Raw genomic sequence first — 21,418 nt, 5'->3', positions numbered from 1 at the left:
CTCGTGCACCGCCTGGGCAGTACGGTCGGCGTGTTCTTCGAGGACGGTGAAGTGGTCGCCGGCCAACTCCACCGCGTCGTGCGGGTAGGCCCAGGTGGCCGGTGGGTGGTCGAATCCGGCGAGCGGCTCGGTGCTGCGGGCCACCAGGAGCGCCGTCGCGGAGTCGACGGGTTCCCAGTCGGTGAGCAGCCGCAGATAGCCGCCCATCGCGGTGAGCCGGGCATCGGTGACCGCACCGCTTTCGACCAGCCGTGCAAACATCTGCTCGAACAGCGCGGCCCCGGTGGTGGTCAGCTCGGGGCCGAACACGAAGGTGTCGATGAGCACCAGTCCGGCGGCCGGACGGCCGTGCGCCGCCAACCGGGCGGCGACACCGTTGGCCAGCAAGCCACCCGACGAGTAGCCGACCAGCACCACCGGCCGCTCCCCCGCCGCGGCCTGCACCTGATGGGTGGCGGCCTCAAGTGCGGCAGAGCGGTCGGCGGGCAGTGGTTCGCCGTCGAGGTAGCCGGGCAGCGTGATGGCCGAGACCGCGCGCCGGTCGTGCAGCCCAGCGGCGAACCGGGCGTACTGGTGCGGGCCGGAGGTGGCCAGCACGGTGGGCAGACACACCAGCACCGGGCCCTCCTCGTGCACGGTCAGTTCCACCGGTCCGGGCAGCGTGCCGGCCTCCTCGACGGAGCCGAAGGTGGTGCGCAGCCTGGCGGCGGCGCCGAGCAGTTCGACGAACTCGCCGGTTTTCCCGGCTTCGGCCGCCTGCCGGTGGAGGGCCCCGTACAAGCCGGGTCCGGCCGCGGTGGCGTCCGCCGGGCCCGGGCCGAGCTCCCCCTGCAGGTGCCGGGCCAGCGCCTCGGGGGTGTCGTGCTCGAACAAGGTGGCCGCGGTCAGCCGTACCCCGGTAACCGCCGAGAGCCGGTTACGCAGTTCCAGGGTGGTCAGGGAATCGAAGCCGTGTTCCAGGAACCGGCGGGCGGGGTCGATCGCGGAGCCGTCCGGGAAGCCCAGGACGGCCGCGGCCTGTCCGGTGATCGCGGCCAGCAGCGCGCCGAACCGCTCGGCGGCGGGCAGCGCGGCCAGTTCGCCGGCGTCCGGGGTTGCCGGGCCGACGGCCTCGCGGTGACCGCGGTCGGGGGTGAAGCCGGCGATCAGCGGGCGGGGGCCGGTGAGGGTGTACGCGCCGCGGAACCGCGGCCAGTCCACCTCGGCCACCAGCAAGCGGGTGTCTCCCGCGGTGAGCGCGTCGTCGAGCGCGGCGAGGGCGCGGTGCTCGTCGAGCACCCCGATGCCACGGCCGGCCAGCCGTTCGCGACGGGTGGCTGCCGCACCTGTGGTGTCGTCCGGGTCGGCCCAGGGTGCCCAGGCCACCGAGAGGGCAGGCAGCCCGGCCGCGGCCCGGTGCTCGGCCAGCGCGTCCAGCGCAGCGGTGGCCGCCGCGTAGGCGGCCTGGCCGACACCGCCGAACGTGCCGGAGAGGGAGGAGAACAGCACGAACGCGGTGAGCGGGGCGTCCCGGGTGAGCTCGTGCAGATGCCAGGCGGCAGCGACGCCGGAGCGCAGCGCGGCCTCGGCGGAGGCACCGTCGAGCGTGCTCAGCGGCGCCTCGGTGAGCGGCACGGCGGTGTGCACCACGGCGGTGAGCGGCTGCCCTGCGGGCAGTTCGGCCAGCAGCGCGGCGACCGCCTCGCGGTCGGTCAGGTCGCAGGCGACGGTGTGGGTCTCGGTGCCCAGTTCGCGCAGCCCGGCGGTGGCCTCCTCGGCCACCGCGCCGTCGGGGCCGACGGTCAGCAGCAGCGCCGGGGCGCCCTCGACGGCCAGCGCGTGGGCCACGGCCGCGCCGACGGCGGTGTCCGCACCGGTGACCAGGGTGGTGCCGGTGGGCCGCCAGGCGGCACCGGTCAGCGCGGTTAGTGGGCTGCGCACCAGGCGGCGCGCGAACAAACCGGCCGGGCGGACGGCCAGTTGCTCCTCGCCGGTCCGCCCGGACAGCGCCGCGCACCAGCGCGTCAGCGCCCGTTCGTCGGGCTGGCTGGGCAGGTCGACGATGCCGCCGGTGAGGCCGGGATGCTCCAGGGACACGGTCGGGGCCAGGCCCCACAGCGCGGCCTGGTCCGGGTCGCCGTCCGGCTCGGTGTCCAGCGCCACCACTGCCGTGGTGGTGAACCAGAGCGGCGCCTCCGCGCCCAGCTCCAGCAGAGCGCGAACCAGGGACACGGCGGCCGGCCAGCCCAACAGTGCGACCACACCCCTGGGTCGCACACCAGCCAGCGCGGCGCGCAGGATGTCCGTGGCCGGCGGACCGGCGGTGACCTCGACCCTGATCACCCGGGCGCCGTGCCGGGCCAGCGCGTCGGGTTCCGGTCCGGTGTGCCCGGGTGGCACGGCGACCAGCCAGTCACCGGACAGCCGGGCACTCGCCGGATCGGACACCATCTGCCAGTCCAGCGCGTAGCGCCAGGAGTCCACGACTGACTGCTCGCGGCGCTGCCGCCGCCAGGCCGACAGCGCGGGCAACACCGCGGCGAGGGGTTCGGGGTCCAGCTCCAGGGCTTCGGTGAGGCCGGCCAGATCGGCGTTCTCCACCGCTTCCCAGAAGCCGGACTCCACCGGGTCGGCCGAGGTGGGCACGGCGGCGGGGTCGGGCTCGGCCCAGTAGCGCTGCCGCTGGAAGGGGTAGGTGGGCAGGTCCACCCAGGCGGTGTCCCGGCCGGCCAGGGCGGTGCCGAGGTCGACCGGGGCGCCGCGGGTGTGGGCGTCGGCCACCGAGCGCAGGAACCGTTCCAGACCGCCCTGGTCGCGGCGCAGCGAACCGACCACGCTGACGTCGGCCCCGGTGTCCTCGGCGATGTCCTGCACCGCGGTGACCAGCACCGGGTGCGGACTGACTTCGACGAAGAACCGTAACCCGGCGGCCAGCAGGGTCCGCACGGCCGGGTCGAAGGAGACCGGGTGGCGGGCGTTGTCGAACCAGTACTGCGCGCCCAGGGTGCTGGTGTCGGTGAAGGCGCCGGTGACGGTGGAGCAGAACGGCACCGCGGTGGAGGTGGGCCGCACATCGGCGAACATGTCCACGATGCGTTCGCGCAGCGGGTCCACCTGGTCGCAGTGCGAGGCGACGGTGGATCCCACCAGCCGGGCACGCAGCCCGTCGGCGGTGGCCTCGGCGACGAACCGCTCCAGTTCGGCCAGCGCACCGACCACGGTGACCGCGGCCGGACCGTTGACGCCGCCGATGTGCAGCGCATCGCCCTGGGCTGCCAGCCGGGCGCGGACCTGTTGCTCCGGCGCGGCCACCGACACCACCGCACCATTGCCGCGTAGTTCTTCGGCGAACAGCCGGCTGCGCAGCACCACGATCTTCAGCGCATCGTGCAGGGACAGCGCCCCCGCGGTGTAGGCGGCGGCTATCTCGCCCTGGCTGCTGCCGACCACCGCGGCCGGGGTGAGGCCGTAGGAACGCCACAGCTCGGCCAGCGACACCATCACTGCGAACAGCACCGGTTGCAGGATCTCGATGCGCTCCATGGCGGGCGCGCCGGGTGTGCCGCGCAGCACGTCGGAGATGGACCAGTCCACGAAGGCGCGGGCCGCACTGTCGCACTCGGCCAGGTGCGCGGCGAACACCGGGGCGGAGTCGAGTAGTTCGGCTGCCATGCCCGCCCACTGCGAGCCCTGGCCGGGGAACACGAAAACCACTTGGTCGGTGGGGGCGGCGGTGGCGCTGAGCACGGCGTCGTACGGACGTCCCTCGGCCAGGGCGAGCAGGGCCTCGGTAGTGGTGTCCGGAGCGTCGGCGACGACCACGGCGCGGTGTTCGAGGGTGGAGCGGGAGTGCAGTAGCGCCGCGGCGAGGTCAGGTAGCGGGGTGCCGCGCCGCACCAGGGGCAGCAGCCGTTCGGCCTGGGCGCGCAGCGCCTCACGGGTACGGCCGGACACCGCCAGGGGCACCGGACCGGCCGGGGTGGGGACGCCATCCGGAGCGGAGGGGACGTCCGGAGCGGAGGGGACGTCCGGAGCGGAGGGGACGTCCATGGTGGTCCGGTCGGCGGCGGAGCGATCCGGCACCGGTTCGGGCGCGGCGAACTCGTCGGCCTGCTCCAGCAGTACGTGCGCATTGGTGCCGCTGATGCCGAACGCGGAGACCCCGGCGCGGCGCGGGCGGCCGGTCTCCGGCCACGGCTGGGGCTCGGTCAGCAACGCCACCGCACCGGAGGAGAAGTCGGCCTTGGAGGTGGGGGCGTCCACGTGCAGGGTGCGCGGCAGATGGTTGCCGCGCAGCGCCATCACCGTCTTGATCACGCCGCCGACGCCGGCGGCAGCGCCGGCGTGGCCCATGTTGGATTTCAGCGAGCCCAGCCACAGCGGGCGGTCGGCGGGCCGGTTGCGGCCGTAGGTGGCCAGCAGCGCATTGGCCTCGATCGGGTCGCCCAGCGCGGTGCCGGTTCCATGCGCCTCGACCGCGTCGATGTCGGCGGCGGCCAGGCCTGCGTCGGCCAGTGCGGCGCGGATGACCCGTTCCTGGGCGGGCCCGTTGGGTGCGGTCAGCCCGTTGGACGCGCCGTCCTGGTTCACTGCCGTGCCGCGCACCACGGCCAGTACGCGGTGACCGTTGCGGCGCGCGTCGGACAGCCGCTCCACCACCAGCACCCCGGCCCCCTCGGACCAGGCGGTGCCGTCGGCGGCCTCGGCGAAGGCCTTGGCGCGGCCGTCGGGGGCCAGGCCGCGCTGTCGGGACAGCTCCACGAACCCGGCCGGGGTGGACAGCACCGACGCTCCTCCGGCCAGCGCCAGCGAGCACTCGCCACGGGCCAGCGACCGGCACGCCAAGTGCAGGGCGACCAGCGAGGCCGAGCAGGCGGTGTCCACGGACAGTGCGGGGCCCTCCAACCCAAGGGTGTAGGACAGCCGCCCGGACAGCACGCTGATCGCGTTGCCGGTCAGCAGATAGCCCTCCAGGTCCTCGGCGGCCTGCGCGGCGAGCATCCCGTAGTCCTGAGCGCCACTGCCGACGAACACGCCGGTTTGGCTGCCGCGCAGCGACAACGGGTCCAAGCCGGCGTGCTCCAGCGCCTCCCAGGAGGTCTCCAACAGCAGCCGTTGCTGCGGGTCCATGGCCAGCGCCTCGCGCGGCGAGATCCCGAAGAACGTGGCGTCGAAGTCGGCCACGTCGTGCAGGAAGCCGGCCTCCTTGACGTAGGTGGTGCCGGGCCGGTCCGGATCGGGGTCGTAGAGACGGTCCAGTGGCCAGCCGCGGTTGGTGGGGAAGGCCGACATCACGTCGCGGCCGGAGGCCACCACTTCCCACAGGTCCTCGGGGGAGGCGATGCCTCCCGGGAAACGGCAGGCCATGCCGATGATGGCCACCGGCTCGGCGTCACGCTGCTCGTACTCGCGCAACCGCTGTCGGGCCTCGTGCAGGTCCACGGTGACCTTGCGCAGATAGTCGCGGAGACGGTTGACATCACTCATATCAGCTCAACTCCGAGTCGATGAACCGGAAGATCTCTTCGTCGCTGGCGGCCCCCAGCTGCTCGGTGACCGATCCGCGGTCGTCGTCCGCGTGCGGGCTCAGCCGGCCGACCAGGCCCTGCAGCCGGGTCAGCGCGCGCCGCCGGTCGTCCTCGCCGGACACCTCGGCCAGCACTCCGGCCAACCGGTCGAGCTCCTCGTCCAGCGAGCCGATGGCCGCCGCGGCGGGCACCACCAGCTGCCTGCGCAAGTGATCGGCGAGTCCGGCGGGTGTGGGGTGGTCGAACACCGCGGTGGCCGCGAGCCGCACGCCCGTGGCCGCACCGAGCCGGTTGCGCAGGTTCACCGCGGCCAGCGAGTCGAACCCGAGGTCGGTGAACGGCCGCCCGGTGGGCAGTGTCTCCGGGTCGTCGTGGCCGAGGACGGCGGCGACCTCCCGGCGCACCAGCTCGATGAGTTCGCGCTGCTGGTCGGCCTCGGGCAGTGAGCCGAGTCGGGTGGCCGTCCCGGACCCGGCGGGTTCATCGGTGACCTCGGCGAGGCTGTCGCGCACCTCGGGCAGTTCGCCCAGCAGTGGGCTGGGCCGGGCGGCGGTGAACGCCGGTGCGAAGACGGCCCAGTCCACGTCCGCCACGGTCACCGTGGTGTCGGCGTGCCGCACCGCGTCGGCCATCGCCGCGAGCGCCTGTTGCGGGGCCAGCGCCAGCACGCCGCGGCGGCGTAGCTGTTCGCGACGCCGGGCCTCGGTGTCGGCGTCCGCCGCGCCGAGCCCGGCGCCCTGCCAGGGGCCCCAGGCGATGGCGGTGGCGGGCAGACCGCGGGCGTGCCGGTGTTGTGCCAGCGCGTCGAGGTAGGCGTTGGCCGCGGCGAACGCGCCCTGTTCGCTGCCGCCCCAGGTCCCTGCGATGGAGGAGAACAGCACGAACGCGTCCAGTTCGCCGGTGAGCCGGTCCAGGTTGGCCGCGCCGCGCACCTTGGTGTCGATGGTGGCGGCGACCTCGGAGAGATCGGTGCCGGCCAGCGGGCCGGAGCGCAGCGTGCCTGCGGCGTGCACCACCGCCGTCAGCGGCGTGTCCGCCGGGATCCCGGCGAGCAGTTCGGCCAGCGCGGTCTCGTCGGCCGGGTCACAGGTACTCAAGGTGACCGGAACGCCGAGGTCGTCCGGTGCGGTGGCGGCCGGGTCGTCCGTGGTGAGCACCAGTGCCTGCGCACCGTTGCCGGCCAACCAGCGGGCCGCCGGCAGGCCCATCGGGCCGAGGCCGTCGGTGACCAGCACGGTGCCGGTGGGCTGCCACCGACGGGCCGGGGTGCGCCCGCGCAACGGGGCGTGCGCCAGCCGCGGCACCAGTACCCCGGTGGCGCGCACGGCGACCTGGTCCTCGGTGCCTGCCAGCAGCGCGGGCAGTCGGTCCAGCCCGAGGGTCGGGTCCTGGGGCAGGTCGACGATGCCGCCGAACAATTTCGGGTGTTCCAGTGCGAGGGTCCGGCCCAGGCCCCAGAGCATGGCCTGTTCGGGGTGTGGCAGCCAGTCGGCCGGAGTGGTGGCGACCGCACCGGTGGTGACCAGCCACAGCACGGCACCGGTGTCGGTGTCGGCCAGGGCGCGCACCAGCTCCAGGGTGGCGGCCACTGCGGCGGGCACCGCGGGCTGCTCCGGGTGGGGGCCCTCGGCCAGGCCCAGCAGGGAGACGACCCCGCGCACCGCGCTGGCCCCGGCCAGTGCGGCGGGCAGGGCGTCCGGGCCGAGTACGCGGGCCTCGGCCCCGGCGCGGGTGAGTACGGCGGCGCAGTCCTCGGCCAGGGCCCGCCCGTCCGGACTGACCACCAGCCAATCGCCGCTCAGCGTCGGCTCGGCTGCCTCGGCCGGCCGCCAGCCCACGCTGTAGCGCCAGCCGTCGGTGGTGGCGGCCGCCTCTCGGTCGGCGCGCCAGGCTGCCAGTCCGGGCAGTACCTCGGCGAGCGGTTCGGCCGGCACGCCGAGCAGGTCGGCCAACGCCTTCGGGTCGTCCGGGTCGGCGCCGTCGACGGCCGTCCAGAACGCTCCGTCCGCCGCGTCGGTGCCGGTGCGCTCCGGGGCGGCCAGCCAGTAGCGCTTCCGCTGGAAGGCGTAGGTCGGCAGGTCCACCGGTGCCGGGCGCGGACCGTCGAAGGCGGTGGCCAGCCGCACCGGGAGCCCGGCGACCTGCGCCTCGGCGGCGGAGAGCAGGAACCGGTCGAGGCCGCCCTCGTCGCGGCGCAGCGTCCCGACGAGGGTGACCTCGTCCAGCGTCTGATCGATCCCGGGCGCCAGTACCGGGTGGGGGCTGACCTCGACGAACCCACGGTGGCCCTGCTCGGCGAGGGCGCGTACGGCCTGTTCGAAGCGGACGGTCTGGCGCAGGTTGCGGTACCAGTAGCCGGCGTCCAGCCCATCCGGGTCTGCCCAGTCGGCGGTGACCGTGGAGAACATCGGTACCTGTGCCGCCTGCGGCTGCACCCCGGCGAGGGCTTCGATCAGTCGCGTCTCGATGCGTTCCACTTGCGCGGAGTGCGAGGCGTAGTCCACCGGGATACGGCGGGTCCGTACCGCACGCTCGGCGCAGTCGGCCAGCAGTTGGTCCAGGGCCGCGCAGTCGCCGGAGACCACCGTGGAGGAGGAGCCGTTGACCGCGGCGACGGTCACCCCGCCGCCGGCGGGCAGCAGGCCGGTCACCTCGTCGGGGGACAGCGCCACCGACACCATGCCGCCGTGACCGGTCAGTTCCTCGGCGATCAGCCTGCTGCGCACGCAGACCACCTTCGCGGCGTCGCGCAGGGACAGTGCGCCCGCCACACAGGCCGCCGCGATCTCACCCTGCGAATGACCGACCACCGCATCGGGTTCGACCCCGAACGACCGCCACAACGCCGCCAGCGACACCATCACCGCGAAGGACACCGGCTGCACCACATCGACCCGGTCCAACGCCGGCTCACCAGCCTCACCACGCAACACACCCAGCAGCGACCAGTCCACGAACTCACCCAGCGCCGAAGCACACTCCGCCATCCGCGCCGCGAACACCGCCGAAGACTCCAGCAACTCCACCGCCATCCCCGCCCACTGCGCACCCTGACCCGGGAACACGAACACCGTGCGGCCGGCGGCCCCAGCGGTTCCGGTGGCCAGGTGCGGTGCGGCGTGACCGGCGGCCAGCGCGGTCAGCCCGGCGAGCAGGTCCTCGCGATCGGCCGCTACCACCACGGCGCGATGGGTGAGCGAGGAGCGCCCGGTGGTCAGGGCAGCGGCCAGCTCGACCAGTCCGGCGTCCGGCTCGGCGGCCAGCCAGCTGTGCAGCCGGCCGGCCTGGGCACGCAACGCGGCCTCGGTGTTGCCGGACAGTGGCACCGGCACCACGCGCGGGGGCGCCGGTTGTGGGTCCGGGATCTCGGGAGCCTGCTCGATGATCACGTGCGCGTTGGTGCCGCTGATGCCGAACGAGGACACCGCGGCCCGGCGCGGCCGGTCGCGTTCCGGCCAGGGCTGCGCCTCGGTGAGCAGCCGTACCCCGCCGGCCGACCAGTCCACGTGCGGGGTCGGTTGGCCCACGTGGAGGGTGCGCGGCAGCAGCCCGTGTCGCAGCGCCAGCACCGCTTTGATCACCCCGGCCGCCCCGGCGGCAGCCTGGGTGTGCCCGATGTTGGACTTGACCGAACCGAGCCACAGCGGGTCGTCCGCACGACCCCGGCCATAGGTCTCCAGCAACGCCTGCGCCTCGATCGGGTCGCCCAGCGCGGTTCCGGTGCCGTGCGCCTCCACCAGGTCGACGTCCGAGGGGGACAGGTGCGCGGCGGCCAGCGCGGTGCGGATCACCCGCTCCTGCGAGGGGCCGTTGGGTGCGGTCAACCCGTTGGACGCGCCGTCGGAGTTGACCGCGGACCCGCGCAGCACACCGAGGACCCGGTGGCCGTTGCGGCGCGCGTCGGACAGCCGTTCCACCACCAGCACCCCGGCACCCTCGGACCAGACGGTGCCGTCCGCGTCCGCGGAGAACGCCTTCACCCGGCCGTCGGCGGCCAGGCCACGCTGCCGGGAGAACTCGATGAAGGTGCCCGGTGTGGACATCACCGTCGCGCCGCCGGCGAGCGCCAGCGAGCACTCGCCCGCACGCAGCGCCTGCGCCGCCAGGTGCAGGGTGACCAGCGAGGAGGAGCAGGCGGTGTCCACGGTGACCGCCGGGCCCTGTAGGCCGAAAGCGTAGGCGACGCGGCCGGATGCGACGCTGCCCGCGGTGCCCGCGCCGAGGTAGCCCTCCACGTCCTGCGGTGTGCTGGGCAGCCGGGTGGCGTAGTCGTGGTACATGACGCCGGTGAACACGCCGGTGTCGGTGTCCCGCAGCGACAGCGGGTCAATGCCGGTGCGTTCCAGCGCCTCCCAGGACGTCTCCAGCAGCAGCCGCTGCTGCGGGTCCATCGCCAGCGCCTCGCGCGGCGAGATCCCGAACAGTGCGGCGTCGAACTCGGCCGCGTCGTGCAGGAAACCGCCGGCGGTCAGATAGGTGTGGCCGGCCCGGTCGGGGTCGGGGTCGTAGAGCCGTTCGGTGTCCCAGCCGCGGTCGGTGGGGAACGGTGAGACGGCGTCGCCGTCCCTGGTCACCAGCCGCCACAGGTCTTCCGGGGAACGCACCCCGCCCGGGTAGCGGCAGGCCATGCCGACGATGGCGATGGGCTCGTCGGCCGGGCCGGTACGACGGGGTTCGGTACGTGCCGGGGCGGCGGCCGCGGTGAGCCGGCCCAGCAGGTACTCGGCGGTGGCGGCGATGCTCGGATGGTCGAAGGCCAGCGTGGCGGGCAGTTGCAGTCCGGTACCGGCCGCCAGCCGGTTGCGCAGTTCCACCGAGGTCAGCGAGTCGAAGCCGAGGTCGGTGAAGGCGCGCCGGTCGCCCAGTCCGGCCGCGCCGTCGTGGCCGAGGGCGGCAGCCACCGCGGTGCGCACCGTGTCGCGCACCAGCCTGCCGCGGGCGGCCTCGTCGAGCCCGGCGAACGCGACCGCCAGCGCGCCGGTGCCCGCGACGCGGCGGGCCGGGGCGCGGACCAGGCCGCGCAGCACCGGGGCCGGCGGTACGGTGCGGGCCTGCTCGCGCAGCGCAGCCAGGTTCAGCCGGACCGGGACGGCCAGTGCGGTCCGGCCGGGGACGGCGGCGTCGAACAGTCGCATCCCCTCGGCCGGGTCGAGCGGCACCACACCCAGCCGTTCGATGCGCCGGCCGGCGGCGCCGTCCACGGTCTCCCCCATGCCGCCGGCACCGGCCCACAGGCCCCAGGCCAGCGACACGGCGGGGAGGCCGGCCGCGCGACGCCGGGCGGCCAGACCGTCCAGCACCGCGTTGGCCGCGGCGTAGTTGCTCTGCCCTGGGCTGCCCAGGATGCCGGCGGCCGAGGAGAAGAGTACGAACGCGGACAGATCGTATCCGCGGGTCAGCTCGTGCAGGTGCAGCGCGGCATCCACCTTGGGTCTGAACACCCGGTCGACGCGCTCCAGGGTCTGCGCGGCGAGCATCCCGTCGTCCAGCACCCCGGCGGCGTGCACCACGGCGGTGAGCGGGTGTTCGGCGGGGATACCGGCCAGCAGCCCGGCCAGCGCATCCCGGTCGGCCACGTCGCAGGCCGCCACCTTGGCGGTGGCGCCGAGCGCGGCGAGATCGGCGACCAGTTCGGCGGCGCCCGGGGTGCCGGGACCGCGCCGGCTGGTGAGCAGCAGGTGGCGCACGCCGTGCTCGGCGGCCAGGTGTCGGGCCAGCACCGAGCCGAGCGCACCAGTGCCGCCGGTGATCAGCACGGTTCCCTCGGGGTGCCACGCGGCGGGCTCACCGGCGGTGCCGCGGACCAGTCGCGGCACGAGCACCGCGCCGTCGCGAACGGTCAGCTGGGGCTCGCGGGTGGCCAGCGCGACGGGGTCGGGTACGGTGCCGTCGCTGTCCAGCAGCACGATCCGCCCGGGGTTCTCCGACTGGGCCGAGCGGACCAGGCCCCACACGGCCGCGGCGCCGAGGTCGGTGCCGTTGGTGCCGCCGGAGGTACGCAGCACCAGCGTGCTGTCGGCGAACCGCTCCTGGGCCAGGAACTCGCGCAGCAGTGCCAGCACCCGGTGGGTGGTGGTGGCGATCGACGCCGGGTCGTCCCCGGCGGCGGGCAGGGCGACCAGCAGCCACTCACCGGGGTCGGTCACCGCGGCGAGGTCGAAGTCCGCACCGAGGCCGGTGGGCTCGGGTCCGTCGGTGCCGGCCGGCACGGGCTTGTAGTCCACCGTGTACAGCGCCTCGGTGCCGGTCTCCGCGGTGTGCAGCGTGGCCGGGATCGGGCGCAGTGTCAGGCAGTCCACGCTGAGCACCGGTGCGCCGTGGCCGTCGAACGCGGCGATCGCAACGCCGCCGTCGACCGGCGTCAGCCGCACCCGCAGGGTTTCGGCGCCGGGCTGCCAGACGGTCACCCCGGCCCAGGTGAACGGCACAGCGGCCGTGTCCGTCTCGGGCTCGGTGGCCAGCGCGTGCAGCGCGGCGTCCAGCAGTGCCGGGTGCACACCGAAGCCGCCGGGTTCGGCCGGGGCGGGCAGTTCGACCTCGGCGAGCACCTCGGTGCCGGCAGCGGTGTCCCGCCGCCAGGCCGCACGCAGCCCGCGGAACACCGGTCCGTAGACCAGGCCGCGGTCGGCCAGCAACCGGTACAGCTCGCCCACCTCGGGCCCGGTCTCCTCGGCCGGTGGCCAGTCGCCCTGCGCCGGAGCGGCGCCGACCTGAGGCTCGACGGTCCCGGCGGCGTGCTGGGTCCAGGGCTCGTCGGTGGTGCCCGCCTCGGCCCGTGAGTACAGGGTCGCTGCACGGCGGCCCTGTTCGTCGGGCGAACCGAGCACCAGTTGCACCGCTGCGCCGCCCTGCTCGGGTAGCACCAGCGGTGCGCCCAGGGTCAGTTCGGTGATCCGGCCGCAGCCCAGTTCGTCCGCGGCGCGGGCGACGATTTCGACGAACGCGGTGCCCGGCACCACGACGCCTCCGGCCACCGCGTGGTCGGCCAGCCACGGCTGGGTGGTGAGGGACAGCCACCCGGTGAACAGCACCCCGCCGCCGTCGGCCAGCGCGACGGCCGGGCCGAGCAGCGGGTGCCCGGCGGGGCCGGAACCGACCGCGCCGGCGTCTCCGGCTCTCTCGCCGGCCAGCCAGAACCGGCGGTGCTGGAACGGGTAGGTGGGCAGCGGGACCGGCGCCGGCGCGCGGCCTTCGGTGACTGCCGCCCAGTCCGGGGAGATGCCGTGCACGTGCAGCCGGGCCATCGTGTCCAGCAGGGCCGGGACCTCGTCCCGGCCGTCGCGCAAGGTGGGCAGCACGACCCGGTCGACGGCGGGTTGGGTTCCCGGTCCCGGTTCGGGGCCGGTTCCGGGCAGGCAGTCGCGGGCCATCGTGGTCAGCACCGAGGCCGGGCCGATCTCGACGAATGCGGTGGCCCCGGCGTCGGTCAGGGTGCGCACCGCGGGCAGGAACCGCACCCCGTCCCGGACGTTGGCCACCCAGTGCTCGGGATCGGTGATCTCCCGCTCCGACAGCGGTGCCCCGGTCACCGTGGACACGACCGGCAGCCGCGGTGCGGTGAACGAGATGCCGGTGACGACCTGCCGGTACGCGGCCAGGATGCCGTCCACATGCGGAGAGTGCGGAGCCATGCTGACCCTCAACTGGGCGATACGGCGCCCTCGTTCACGCCAATGTGCACCGATCTCGGCGACCGCGTCCGCGTCCCCGGACACCACCACCGAGTTGGGTCCGTTGACCGCGGCCAGCCGCACCTGCCCGGCGCGCTCGGCCAGCGCCGGGGCAACTTCGGCCTCGGTGGCCTGGATGGCGACCATCGCGCCGCCCGGGGTGGCCCGCGCCATCAGCCTGCCGCGTGCGGCGACCAGTGCGGCGGCGTCGGGCAGGGTCAGCGCCCCGGCGACGTGCGCGGCGACGATCTCGCCCACCGAGTGACCGGCCACCAGGTCCGGTCGCAGGCCCCAGCTCTCCACGAGCCGGACCATGGCGACCTCGACGGCGAACAGCGCGGCCTGGGTGAAGTCGGTGCGGTCGAGCAGTTCGGCCTCGGGGCTGCCCTCGGCGGCGAACAGCACCGCGCGCAGCGGCCGGGGCAGGTGCGGGTCGAGTGCGGCGCAGACCTCGTCGAAGGCCGCAGCGTACGCCGGGAACTCCGCGGCCAGTTCGTGCCCCGAGCCGAGGCGCTGGGAGCCCTGGCCGGGGAAGAGAAAGGCCAGTTTCCCGGCATCGGCGGCGAAGCCGGTGGCCACGTCCACGTCGGGGAGGCCCTCGGCGAGGGCCCCGAGCCCGGCCGCCGGATCGGCCAGCACCGCCGCCCGGTGGGGGTGCACGGCACGAGTGGTCAGCAGCGAGTGTGCCAGCACCGCGGGTGGGACGTCCGGATGCTCACCGAGATGGGCCAGCAGCCGGGCGGCCTGCTCGCGCAACGCTGGTTCGGTGCGTGCGGACACCATGACCGGCAGCGGCAGCACGGGGCGGGTCGGCGCCACCGCGGGTGCCTCGGCCGGGGCCTGCTCGATGATGATGTGCGCGTTGGTGCCGCTGACCCCGAACGAGGACACCGCGGCACGGCGGGCCCGGCCGGTCTCCGGCCAGGATCGTGGTCCGGTCAGCAGGGACACCGCCCCGGAGTCCCAATCCACGTGCGGGCTGGGTTCGCCGACGTGCAGCGTGCGCGGCAGCACCCCTTCCCGGAGGGCCAGGACCGTCTTGATGATCCCGGCGACGCCGGAGGCGGCCTGGGTGTGCCCGATGTTGGACTTGACCGAGCCGAGCCACAGCGGCTCGCCGTCCCGGTCTCGGCCGTAGGTGGCCAGCAGGGCCTGGGCCTCGATGGGGTCGCCCAGGGTGGTGCCGGTGCCGTGTGCCTCCACCGCGTCCACGTCCTGCGCGGACAGCCCGGCCGCGGCCAGCGCGGTGCGGATCACCCGCTGCTGGGACGGGCCGTTGGGGGCGGTCAGACCGTTGGACGCGCCGTCGGAGTTGACCGCGGATCCGCGCACCACGGCCAGCACCGGGTGTCCGCCCGCGCGTGCGTCGGACAGCCGCTCCACCAGCAGCATCCCGGCGCCTTCCGACCACGAGGTGCCGTCGGCTGTGGCGGAGAACGACTTGCACCGCCCGTCGGGGGCCAGGCCGCGCTGCCGGGAGAACTCCACGAACAGCCCGGGCGTGGCCATGACGGTGGCGCCGCCGGCCAGGGCAAGGTCGCACTCGCCGCGGCGCAGCGCCTCGGCGGCCAGGTGCAGCGCCACCAGCGAGGACGAGCAGGCCGTGTCCACGGTCAGCGCGGGGCCTTCCAGGCCGAACGCGTAGGCGAGCCGGCCGGAGGCGACGCTGGCCGCGCTGCCGGTGAGCCGGTAGCCCTCCACACCCTCCGCGGTGTGGTGCAGCATCGGCCCGTAGTCCTGGCGCATCACGCCGACGTACACGCCGGTCCGGCTGCCGCGTACCGAGGCCGGGTCGATCCCGGCGCGTTCGAAGGTCTCCCAGGAGGTTTCCAGCAGCAGCCGCTGCTGTGGATCGGTGGCAAGCGCCTCGCGCGGGTTGATGCCGAAGAACTCCGCGTCGAAGCCGGCGGCGTCGCGCAGGAATCCGCCGTGCCGGGTGTAGGAGGTCCCCGGCCGGTCGGGGTCTGGGTCGAACAGCGAGTCCAGGTCCCAGCCCCGGTCGGCGGGGAACCCGGTGATGCCGTCTCCGCCGTCGAGCAGGAACCGCCACAGCTGTTCCGGGGAGGTGATCTCCGGCGGGAACCGGCAGGCCATGCCGACGATCGCGATGGGCTCGTCGGTGGCCGCGGCGGTGCGCGCCGGGGGACGTGCGGCCGGGGCCGTGTCCTCGGTCTGTCCCTGGTGCAGGTACCCGGCCAGCGCGGCGGGGGTCGGGTAGTCGAACACCAGGGTGGCCGGCAGGGCGGTGCCGGTGGCCGCGGTGAGCCGGTTGCGCAGTTCCACCGCGGACAGCGAGTCCACGCCCAGCGCGCGGAACTCCGCCTGCGGGTCGATGGCGCCGCCCTCGGCGTGGCCGAGGACGGCAGCGGCCTCGGCGCGCACCAGTGCCAGCACCTCCTCGGCGGTCATCTCGGCCGGACGGGTGGACGTACCGGGGCCGGTCGCTGCGACGGCCCGCCGCCGGGGGGCGCGGACCAGGCCGCGCAGCAGTGGTGGCAGCAACGCCGGATCAGCGGTGCGCAACCGGACCTTGGCCGGCACCAGGACCGGGTCGTCCATGGCCAGGGCCGCGTCGAAGAGTGCCAGCGCCTCCTCGGCGGAGAGCGCCTGCACTCCGGCGCGGGCCATCCTGGCGAGGTCCGACGGGGACAGTCCGCTGGTGAGGCCGCTGGGCGGGGCCCACAGGCCCCAGGCCAGCGACTGGGCGGGCAGTCCGGCGGCGCGCCGCTGGCCGGCCAGCGCGTCCAGGCAGGCGTTGGCGGCGGCGTAGTTGGCCTGGCCGGGGCCGCCCAGGGTGCCGGTGGCCGAGGAGAACAGTACGAACGCGGCCAGGTCGTAGCCGCGGGTCAGCTCGTCCAGGTGGGCCGCGGCGGCCACCTTGGGCCGCAGTACCGCGGCCAGGCGCTCCGGGGTCAGCTCGGTGAACAGCCCGTCGTCTGCGACCCCGGCGGCGTGCACCACGGCGGTGAGCGGGTGTTCGGCGGGGATACCGGCCAGCAGCGCAGCCAGCGCGTCCCGGTCGGCCACGTCGCAGGCCGCCACGCGTACCTCGGCGCCGAGTTCGGTGAGTTCGGCGGCCAATGCGGGGGCACTGCCGCGACGGCCGGTGAGCACCAGGTGCCGGATGCCGTGCTCGCGCACCAGGTGCCGGGCGACCAGCCCGCCGAGGGTGCCGGTGCCACCGGTGACCAGTACGGTGCCCTGGGGGTCGGGCCGGCGGGGCAGGGTGAGCACCAGTTTGCCGGTGTGCCGGGCCTGGCTGAGGTACCGGAACGCGTCCGTGGCACGGGCGACCGGCCACACCGACGGCGGTGGCACGGTCAGCACGCCCGCGGCGAACAGCTCCAGCACCGCGGTCAGCAACCGCTGCATCTCGTGCGGCGGCAGTTGCATGAGGTCGAACGGCCGGTAGTCGATGTCCGGGAAGCCGGTCGCATCGCGCAGGTCGGTCTTGCCCATCTCCAGGAATCTGCCGCCGGGGCGCAACAGTCCCACCGAGGCGTCGACGAACTCGCCGGACAGCGAGTTGAGCACCACGTCGACCGGGCCGAACGCCGCTGCGAAGTCGGTGTCGCGGGAGGAGGCGATGTGCGCGTCGTCCAGGCCGAGGTCGCGCAGCACCTGCCACTTGCTAGGACTGGCCGTGCCGTAGACCTCGGCGCCGAGGTGCCGGGCCAGTTGCACGGCGGCCATGCCGACGCCGCCGGCCGCGGAGTGGATCAGCACCGACTCGCCGGTCCGCAGTCCGGCGAGTTCCACCAGGCCGAGGCGGGCGGTGAGGTGTGCGATCGGCACGGCGGCTGCCTGCTCGAACGTCCAGCCTTCCGGGATCGGTGCCACGGCGGCCCGCTCGGCCACCGCGACCGGGGCGAACGCGTCTGCGAACAGCCCGGTGACCGGGGTGCCAGGGGCAAGGTCGGTGATGTCAGCGGCCACCTCGGTGACCACCCCTGCGCCCTCGCCGCCGAGAGCCACCTCACCGGGATACATGCCCAGGGCGATGAGTACGTCGCGGAAGTTCAGCCCGGCGGCGCGCACCGCGATGCGCACCTGGCCCGGTTCCAGTGGGGCGACAGCGGCCGGGGCGGGTAGCAGCGCGAGGTTGTCCAGGGTGCCCGGACGGGTGACGGCCAGCCGCCAGTGCGGGTCCGCGGGTGGTACCAGCGCGGGCTTGACCAGCCGGGGGGTGAGCAGCGTGCCGCCGCGCAGCGCCAGCTGGGGTTGCCCGGTGGCCAGCGCGGCGGGCAGGGCGCGGCGGGATTCGGTGGTGTCGTCGAGGTCGGCCAGCACGATCCGCTCCGGCTGCTCGGCCTGCGCGGCGCGGAGCAGCCCCCACACCGCCGCGCCACCCGGATCGGCCGGGTGGTCGGCGGGCTCGGTGGCGATCGCCCCGGTGGTGACCACGAGCAACCGGGCCGGCGCGGCGCTGACGGCCAGCCAGTCCTGTACCTGTCGCAGCACGGCGGAGGTGACCTGCTCCGCAGGCCGCCCCGCTGGAACGGCCAACGCGGTCACCTCGGCGGCGCCGTCGTCGCCTTGGCCGATGGGGATGACCCCGGCGGCGCGCAAGTCGGTGGCCAGGCCGACCGGTAGGGTGCCGGAAAGCGCCCACGGGCCGGTGACCGGTTCGGCTGGGGTCGGGGAGGTGTCCCAGTCCAGCCGGAACAGTGAGTCGCGGGGCACCCGGGTGGGTCGGCCGGTGGCGGCGCGCAGCGTGAGTGAAGCAACGGAGGCGACCGGAGAACCGGTGGCGTCGAACAGGTCCAACGCAACGGTGCCCTCGCCGGTGGGCGTGAGCCGGACCCGTACGGCGGACGCTCCGGCGGCGTGCACCCGGATGCCGGCCCAGGAGAAGGGCAACCGCGCGGTACCGGTGTCATCGGTGAGGGCGAGCGCGTGCAGGGCCGCGTCCAGCAGTGCGGGGTGCAGGGCGAACCCTGCAGCCCGGTCGCGGTGTTCGCCCGGCAGTGCGACCTCGGCGAGGACGTCCGCGCCGCGCCGCCAGGCCGCGCGCAGTCCCCGGAACGCCGGGCCGTAGTCCAGGCCACGGGCGGCGAGTTCGGCGTAGGCGGTGTCTGCGGTCAGCGGGGTGGCGTCCCGCGGTGGCCAGGTCTCTTCCGCGGCAACGGGTTCGTCCGGGCCGGCGGCGAGGGTGCCGGTGGCATGCAGCGTCCACGGCTCATCCGCGGACGCGTCCTCGGCCAGTGCGTAGACCTCGATGGTGCGGCGGCCGGAGTCCTGGGCCTCGCGGACGGCCAGCTGCAGCCGGACCGCACCGGTGTCGGTGAGTACGAGTGGCGCCCGCAGAACGAGTTCCTCGACCCGGTCGCAGCCGACCCGGTCGGCGGCCTGCACAGCCAGTTCCACGAAGGCCGCCCCGGGCAGCACGATCGCGCCTAAGACTCGGTGGTCGGCCAGCCAAGGCTGGGACGCCACCGACAGCCGGCCGGTGAGCAGGTAGGCATCGGAGCCGGCCAGCGCGGTGGCCGCGCCGAGCAGCGGGCTGCCCGCCGGGAGCAGGCCGACGGCGCCGAGGTTGCCGCCGGAGGACGACTGCAGCCAGTAGCGGCGGTGTTGGAAGGCGTAGGTGGGCAGGTCGACCGGCTCGGCAGCCGGTAGATACCGGGCCCAATCAACCGTACCGCCATGCACATGAAACCGCCCCAACCCCTCAGCCAGAGCACGCACCTCGGACCGACCACGACGCACCAACGGAACGAACACCGCGTCCACACCCTCGGACAAACACTCCGGCCCCGCAGCCGACAACACAGCATCCGGCCCAACCTCCACAAACCTCGTCACACCCTGCGCAGACAAACACCCCACAGCATCAGCAAAACGAACCGTCTCCCGAACATTACGCACCCAATAATCCACCGACGTCGGCTCCGCACCCACCTCCACCGTAGAAACAAACCCCAAACGCGGAACAGAAAAAACCACACCAGAAATAGCCTCACCAAACCGCTCCAACACCGGCTCCACCAACGACGAATGAAAACCATGACTCACCCGCAACCGCGTACAACGCCACCCCCGCTCACCCACCAACCCAGCAAACACATCAATAGCAGCACCATCACCAGACACCACCACAGACCGCACCCCATTAACCGCCGCAACCGAAACCCCACCCCCCACCACACCCAACAACCCAGCAACCTCAGCCTCACCAGCACCCACCGCAAGCATCGCCCCACCCGGCGCCAACTCCTGCATCAACCCCGCACGAGCACACACCAACACCACCGCATCATCCAACGACAACACCCCCGCCACATGCGCCGCAGCCACCTCACCCACCGAATGCCCCACCACAAAATCCACACCCACACCAAAAGACTCCAACAACCGAAACAACGCAACCTCAAACGCAAACAACCCACACTGAGCAAACAACGTCTCATCCAACCGCTCACCCCCACCAGCAACCACCCCACGCACCTCACAACCCAACACCCCCTCCAACCGCCCACAAACATCCGCAAACACCTCCGCAAACACCGGATAACACCCCGCCAACTCCCCACCCATACCCGACCACTGAGACCCCTGACCAGAAAACAAAAACCCCGTCAACCCACCCCCACCCACCACACCACTCACCACACCCGACCGACCCTCCGCCAACGCCTCCAACCCAGCCAACAACTCACCCCGATCACCAGCCACCACCACACCACGCCACTCCAAAGCAGCACGAGACAACGCCGCCGCACGCGCCACCCCCCACACCGACAACCCACCATCAGCCCCAACAAACTCCCCCAACCGAGCCGCCTGCCCAGCCAAACCCCCCACACCACGCCCCGACACCACCACCGGCACCGGCACCGGCACCGGCACCGGCACCGGCACCACACCCAACCCCGCCCCCTCCCCCACCACCAAAGACACAGGAGCCTCTTCCACAATCACATGCGCATTGGTACCGCTAACCCCGAACGCCGACACAGCCGCACGACGAACCCCGCCATCCGGCCACTCAACCGCCTCCGTCAACAGCCGCACCGAACCAGCCGACCAGTCCACATGCCGGGTCGGTTCACCGACGTGCAGGGTGCGCGGCAACACCCCGTGCCGCATCGCCTGCACCACCTTGATCACACCCGCGACACCCGCAGCAGCCTGGGTGTGCCCAATGTTCGACTTCACCGACCCCAGCCACAACGGGCGATCACGATCAGCACCGTAAGCAGCCAACAGCGCCTGCGCCTCGATCGGGTCGCCCAGCGAGGTCCCGGTGCCATGCGCCTCGATCAGGTCGACATCCGAAGGGGACAGTGCCGCGTTGGTCAGCGCCTCGACGATGACCCGGCGCTGTGCCTGGCCATTGGGGGCGGTCAGACCGTTGGACGCACCGTCCTGGTTGACCGCCGAACCACGCACCACGGCGAGCACCGGATGGTTGTTGCGCTGCGCATCGGACAGCCGCTCCAGCACCAGCATCCCGATGCCTTCCGACCACCCGGTGCCGTCGGCATCGGCGGAGAACGCCTTGCACCGACCGTCGGCGGCCAACCCGCCGAGCCGGTCGAACTCCACGTACGTGCCGGGAGTGGACATGATCGTCACACCACCGGCCAACGCCAGGGTGGACTCACCAGAGCGCAGCGACTGCACCGCCAGGTGCAGAGCCACCAGCGAGGAGGAACACGCCGTGTCCACGGTGACCGCGGGTCCCTCGAAACCGAAGGTGTAAGCGACCCGGCCGGTAGCGATGCTGGCGGCGTTCCCGTTGCCGATGAAACCTTCCAGTTCCTCGGGCACGCTGTCCATCAGCGTCGCGTAGTCGTGGTACATCACCCCGGCGAACACGCCCGTGCGACTGCCGCGCACGGCCAACGGATCGATCCCGGCGCTTTCGAACGCTTCCCAGGTCGTCTCCAGCAGCAGCCGTTGCTGCGGGTCCATCGCCAGCGCCTCACGCGGGGAGATCCCGAAGAACCCGGGGTCGAAGTCGCCCGCGTCGGCGACGAACCCGCCCAGCCCCACGGGGAGTCCGGCCAGGTCCCAGCCGCGGTCGGTGGGAAAACCGGAGATCCCGTCCCGGCCGGCGACCAACATCTCCCACAACTGCTCGGGCGTGCTAACCCCACCGGGGTAGCGGCAGGCCATGCCCACGATGGCGACGGGCTCGCGTTGGGCCTGTTCGATCTCGGCCAGCCTGCGTTGCGCGTTCTGTGCCTCGGCCAGTGCGCGCCGGAGATACTCTCGGAGTTTGTCCTCGTTTGCCAC

General features: G+C 73.7%; 1 protein-coding gene and 1 pseudogene. Both read right to left on the bottom strand.

All coding sequences use genetic code 11. The features are described from left to right. Nucleotides 1–9: 9 nt before the first annotated feature. A pseudogene (locus LK06_RS29425) lies at nucleotides 10–5,466 on the bottom strand (type I polyketide synthase); the annotation flags it as partial. Nucleotide 5,467: 1 nt separating this feature from the next. Further along, on the bottom strand, nucleotides 5,468–21,418 hold the full coding sequence (locus tag LK06_RS29420) for a type I polyketide synthase (protein ID WP_086083557.1): 15,951 nt from the start codon (nucleotides 21,416–21,418) through the stop codon (nucleotides 5,468–5,470).

Origin of the sequence: Streptomyces pluripotens (assembly GCF_000802245.2) — a bacterium.
GTDB classification, from domain to species: Bacteria; Actinomycetota; Actinomycetes; order Streptomycetales; family Streptomycetaceae; genus Streptomyces; species Streptomyces pluripotens.
The sequence above is the reverse complement of the archived record's forward strand: the minus strand, read 5'-3'. Positions and strand labels throughout refer to the sequence as shown.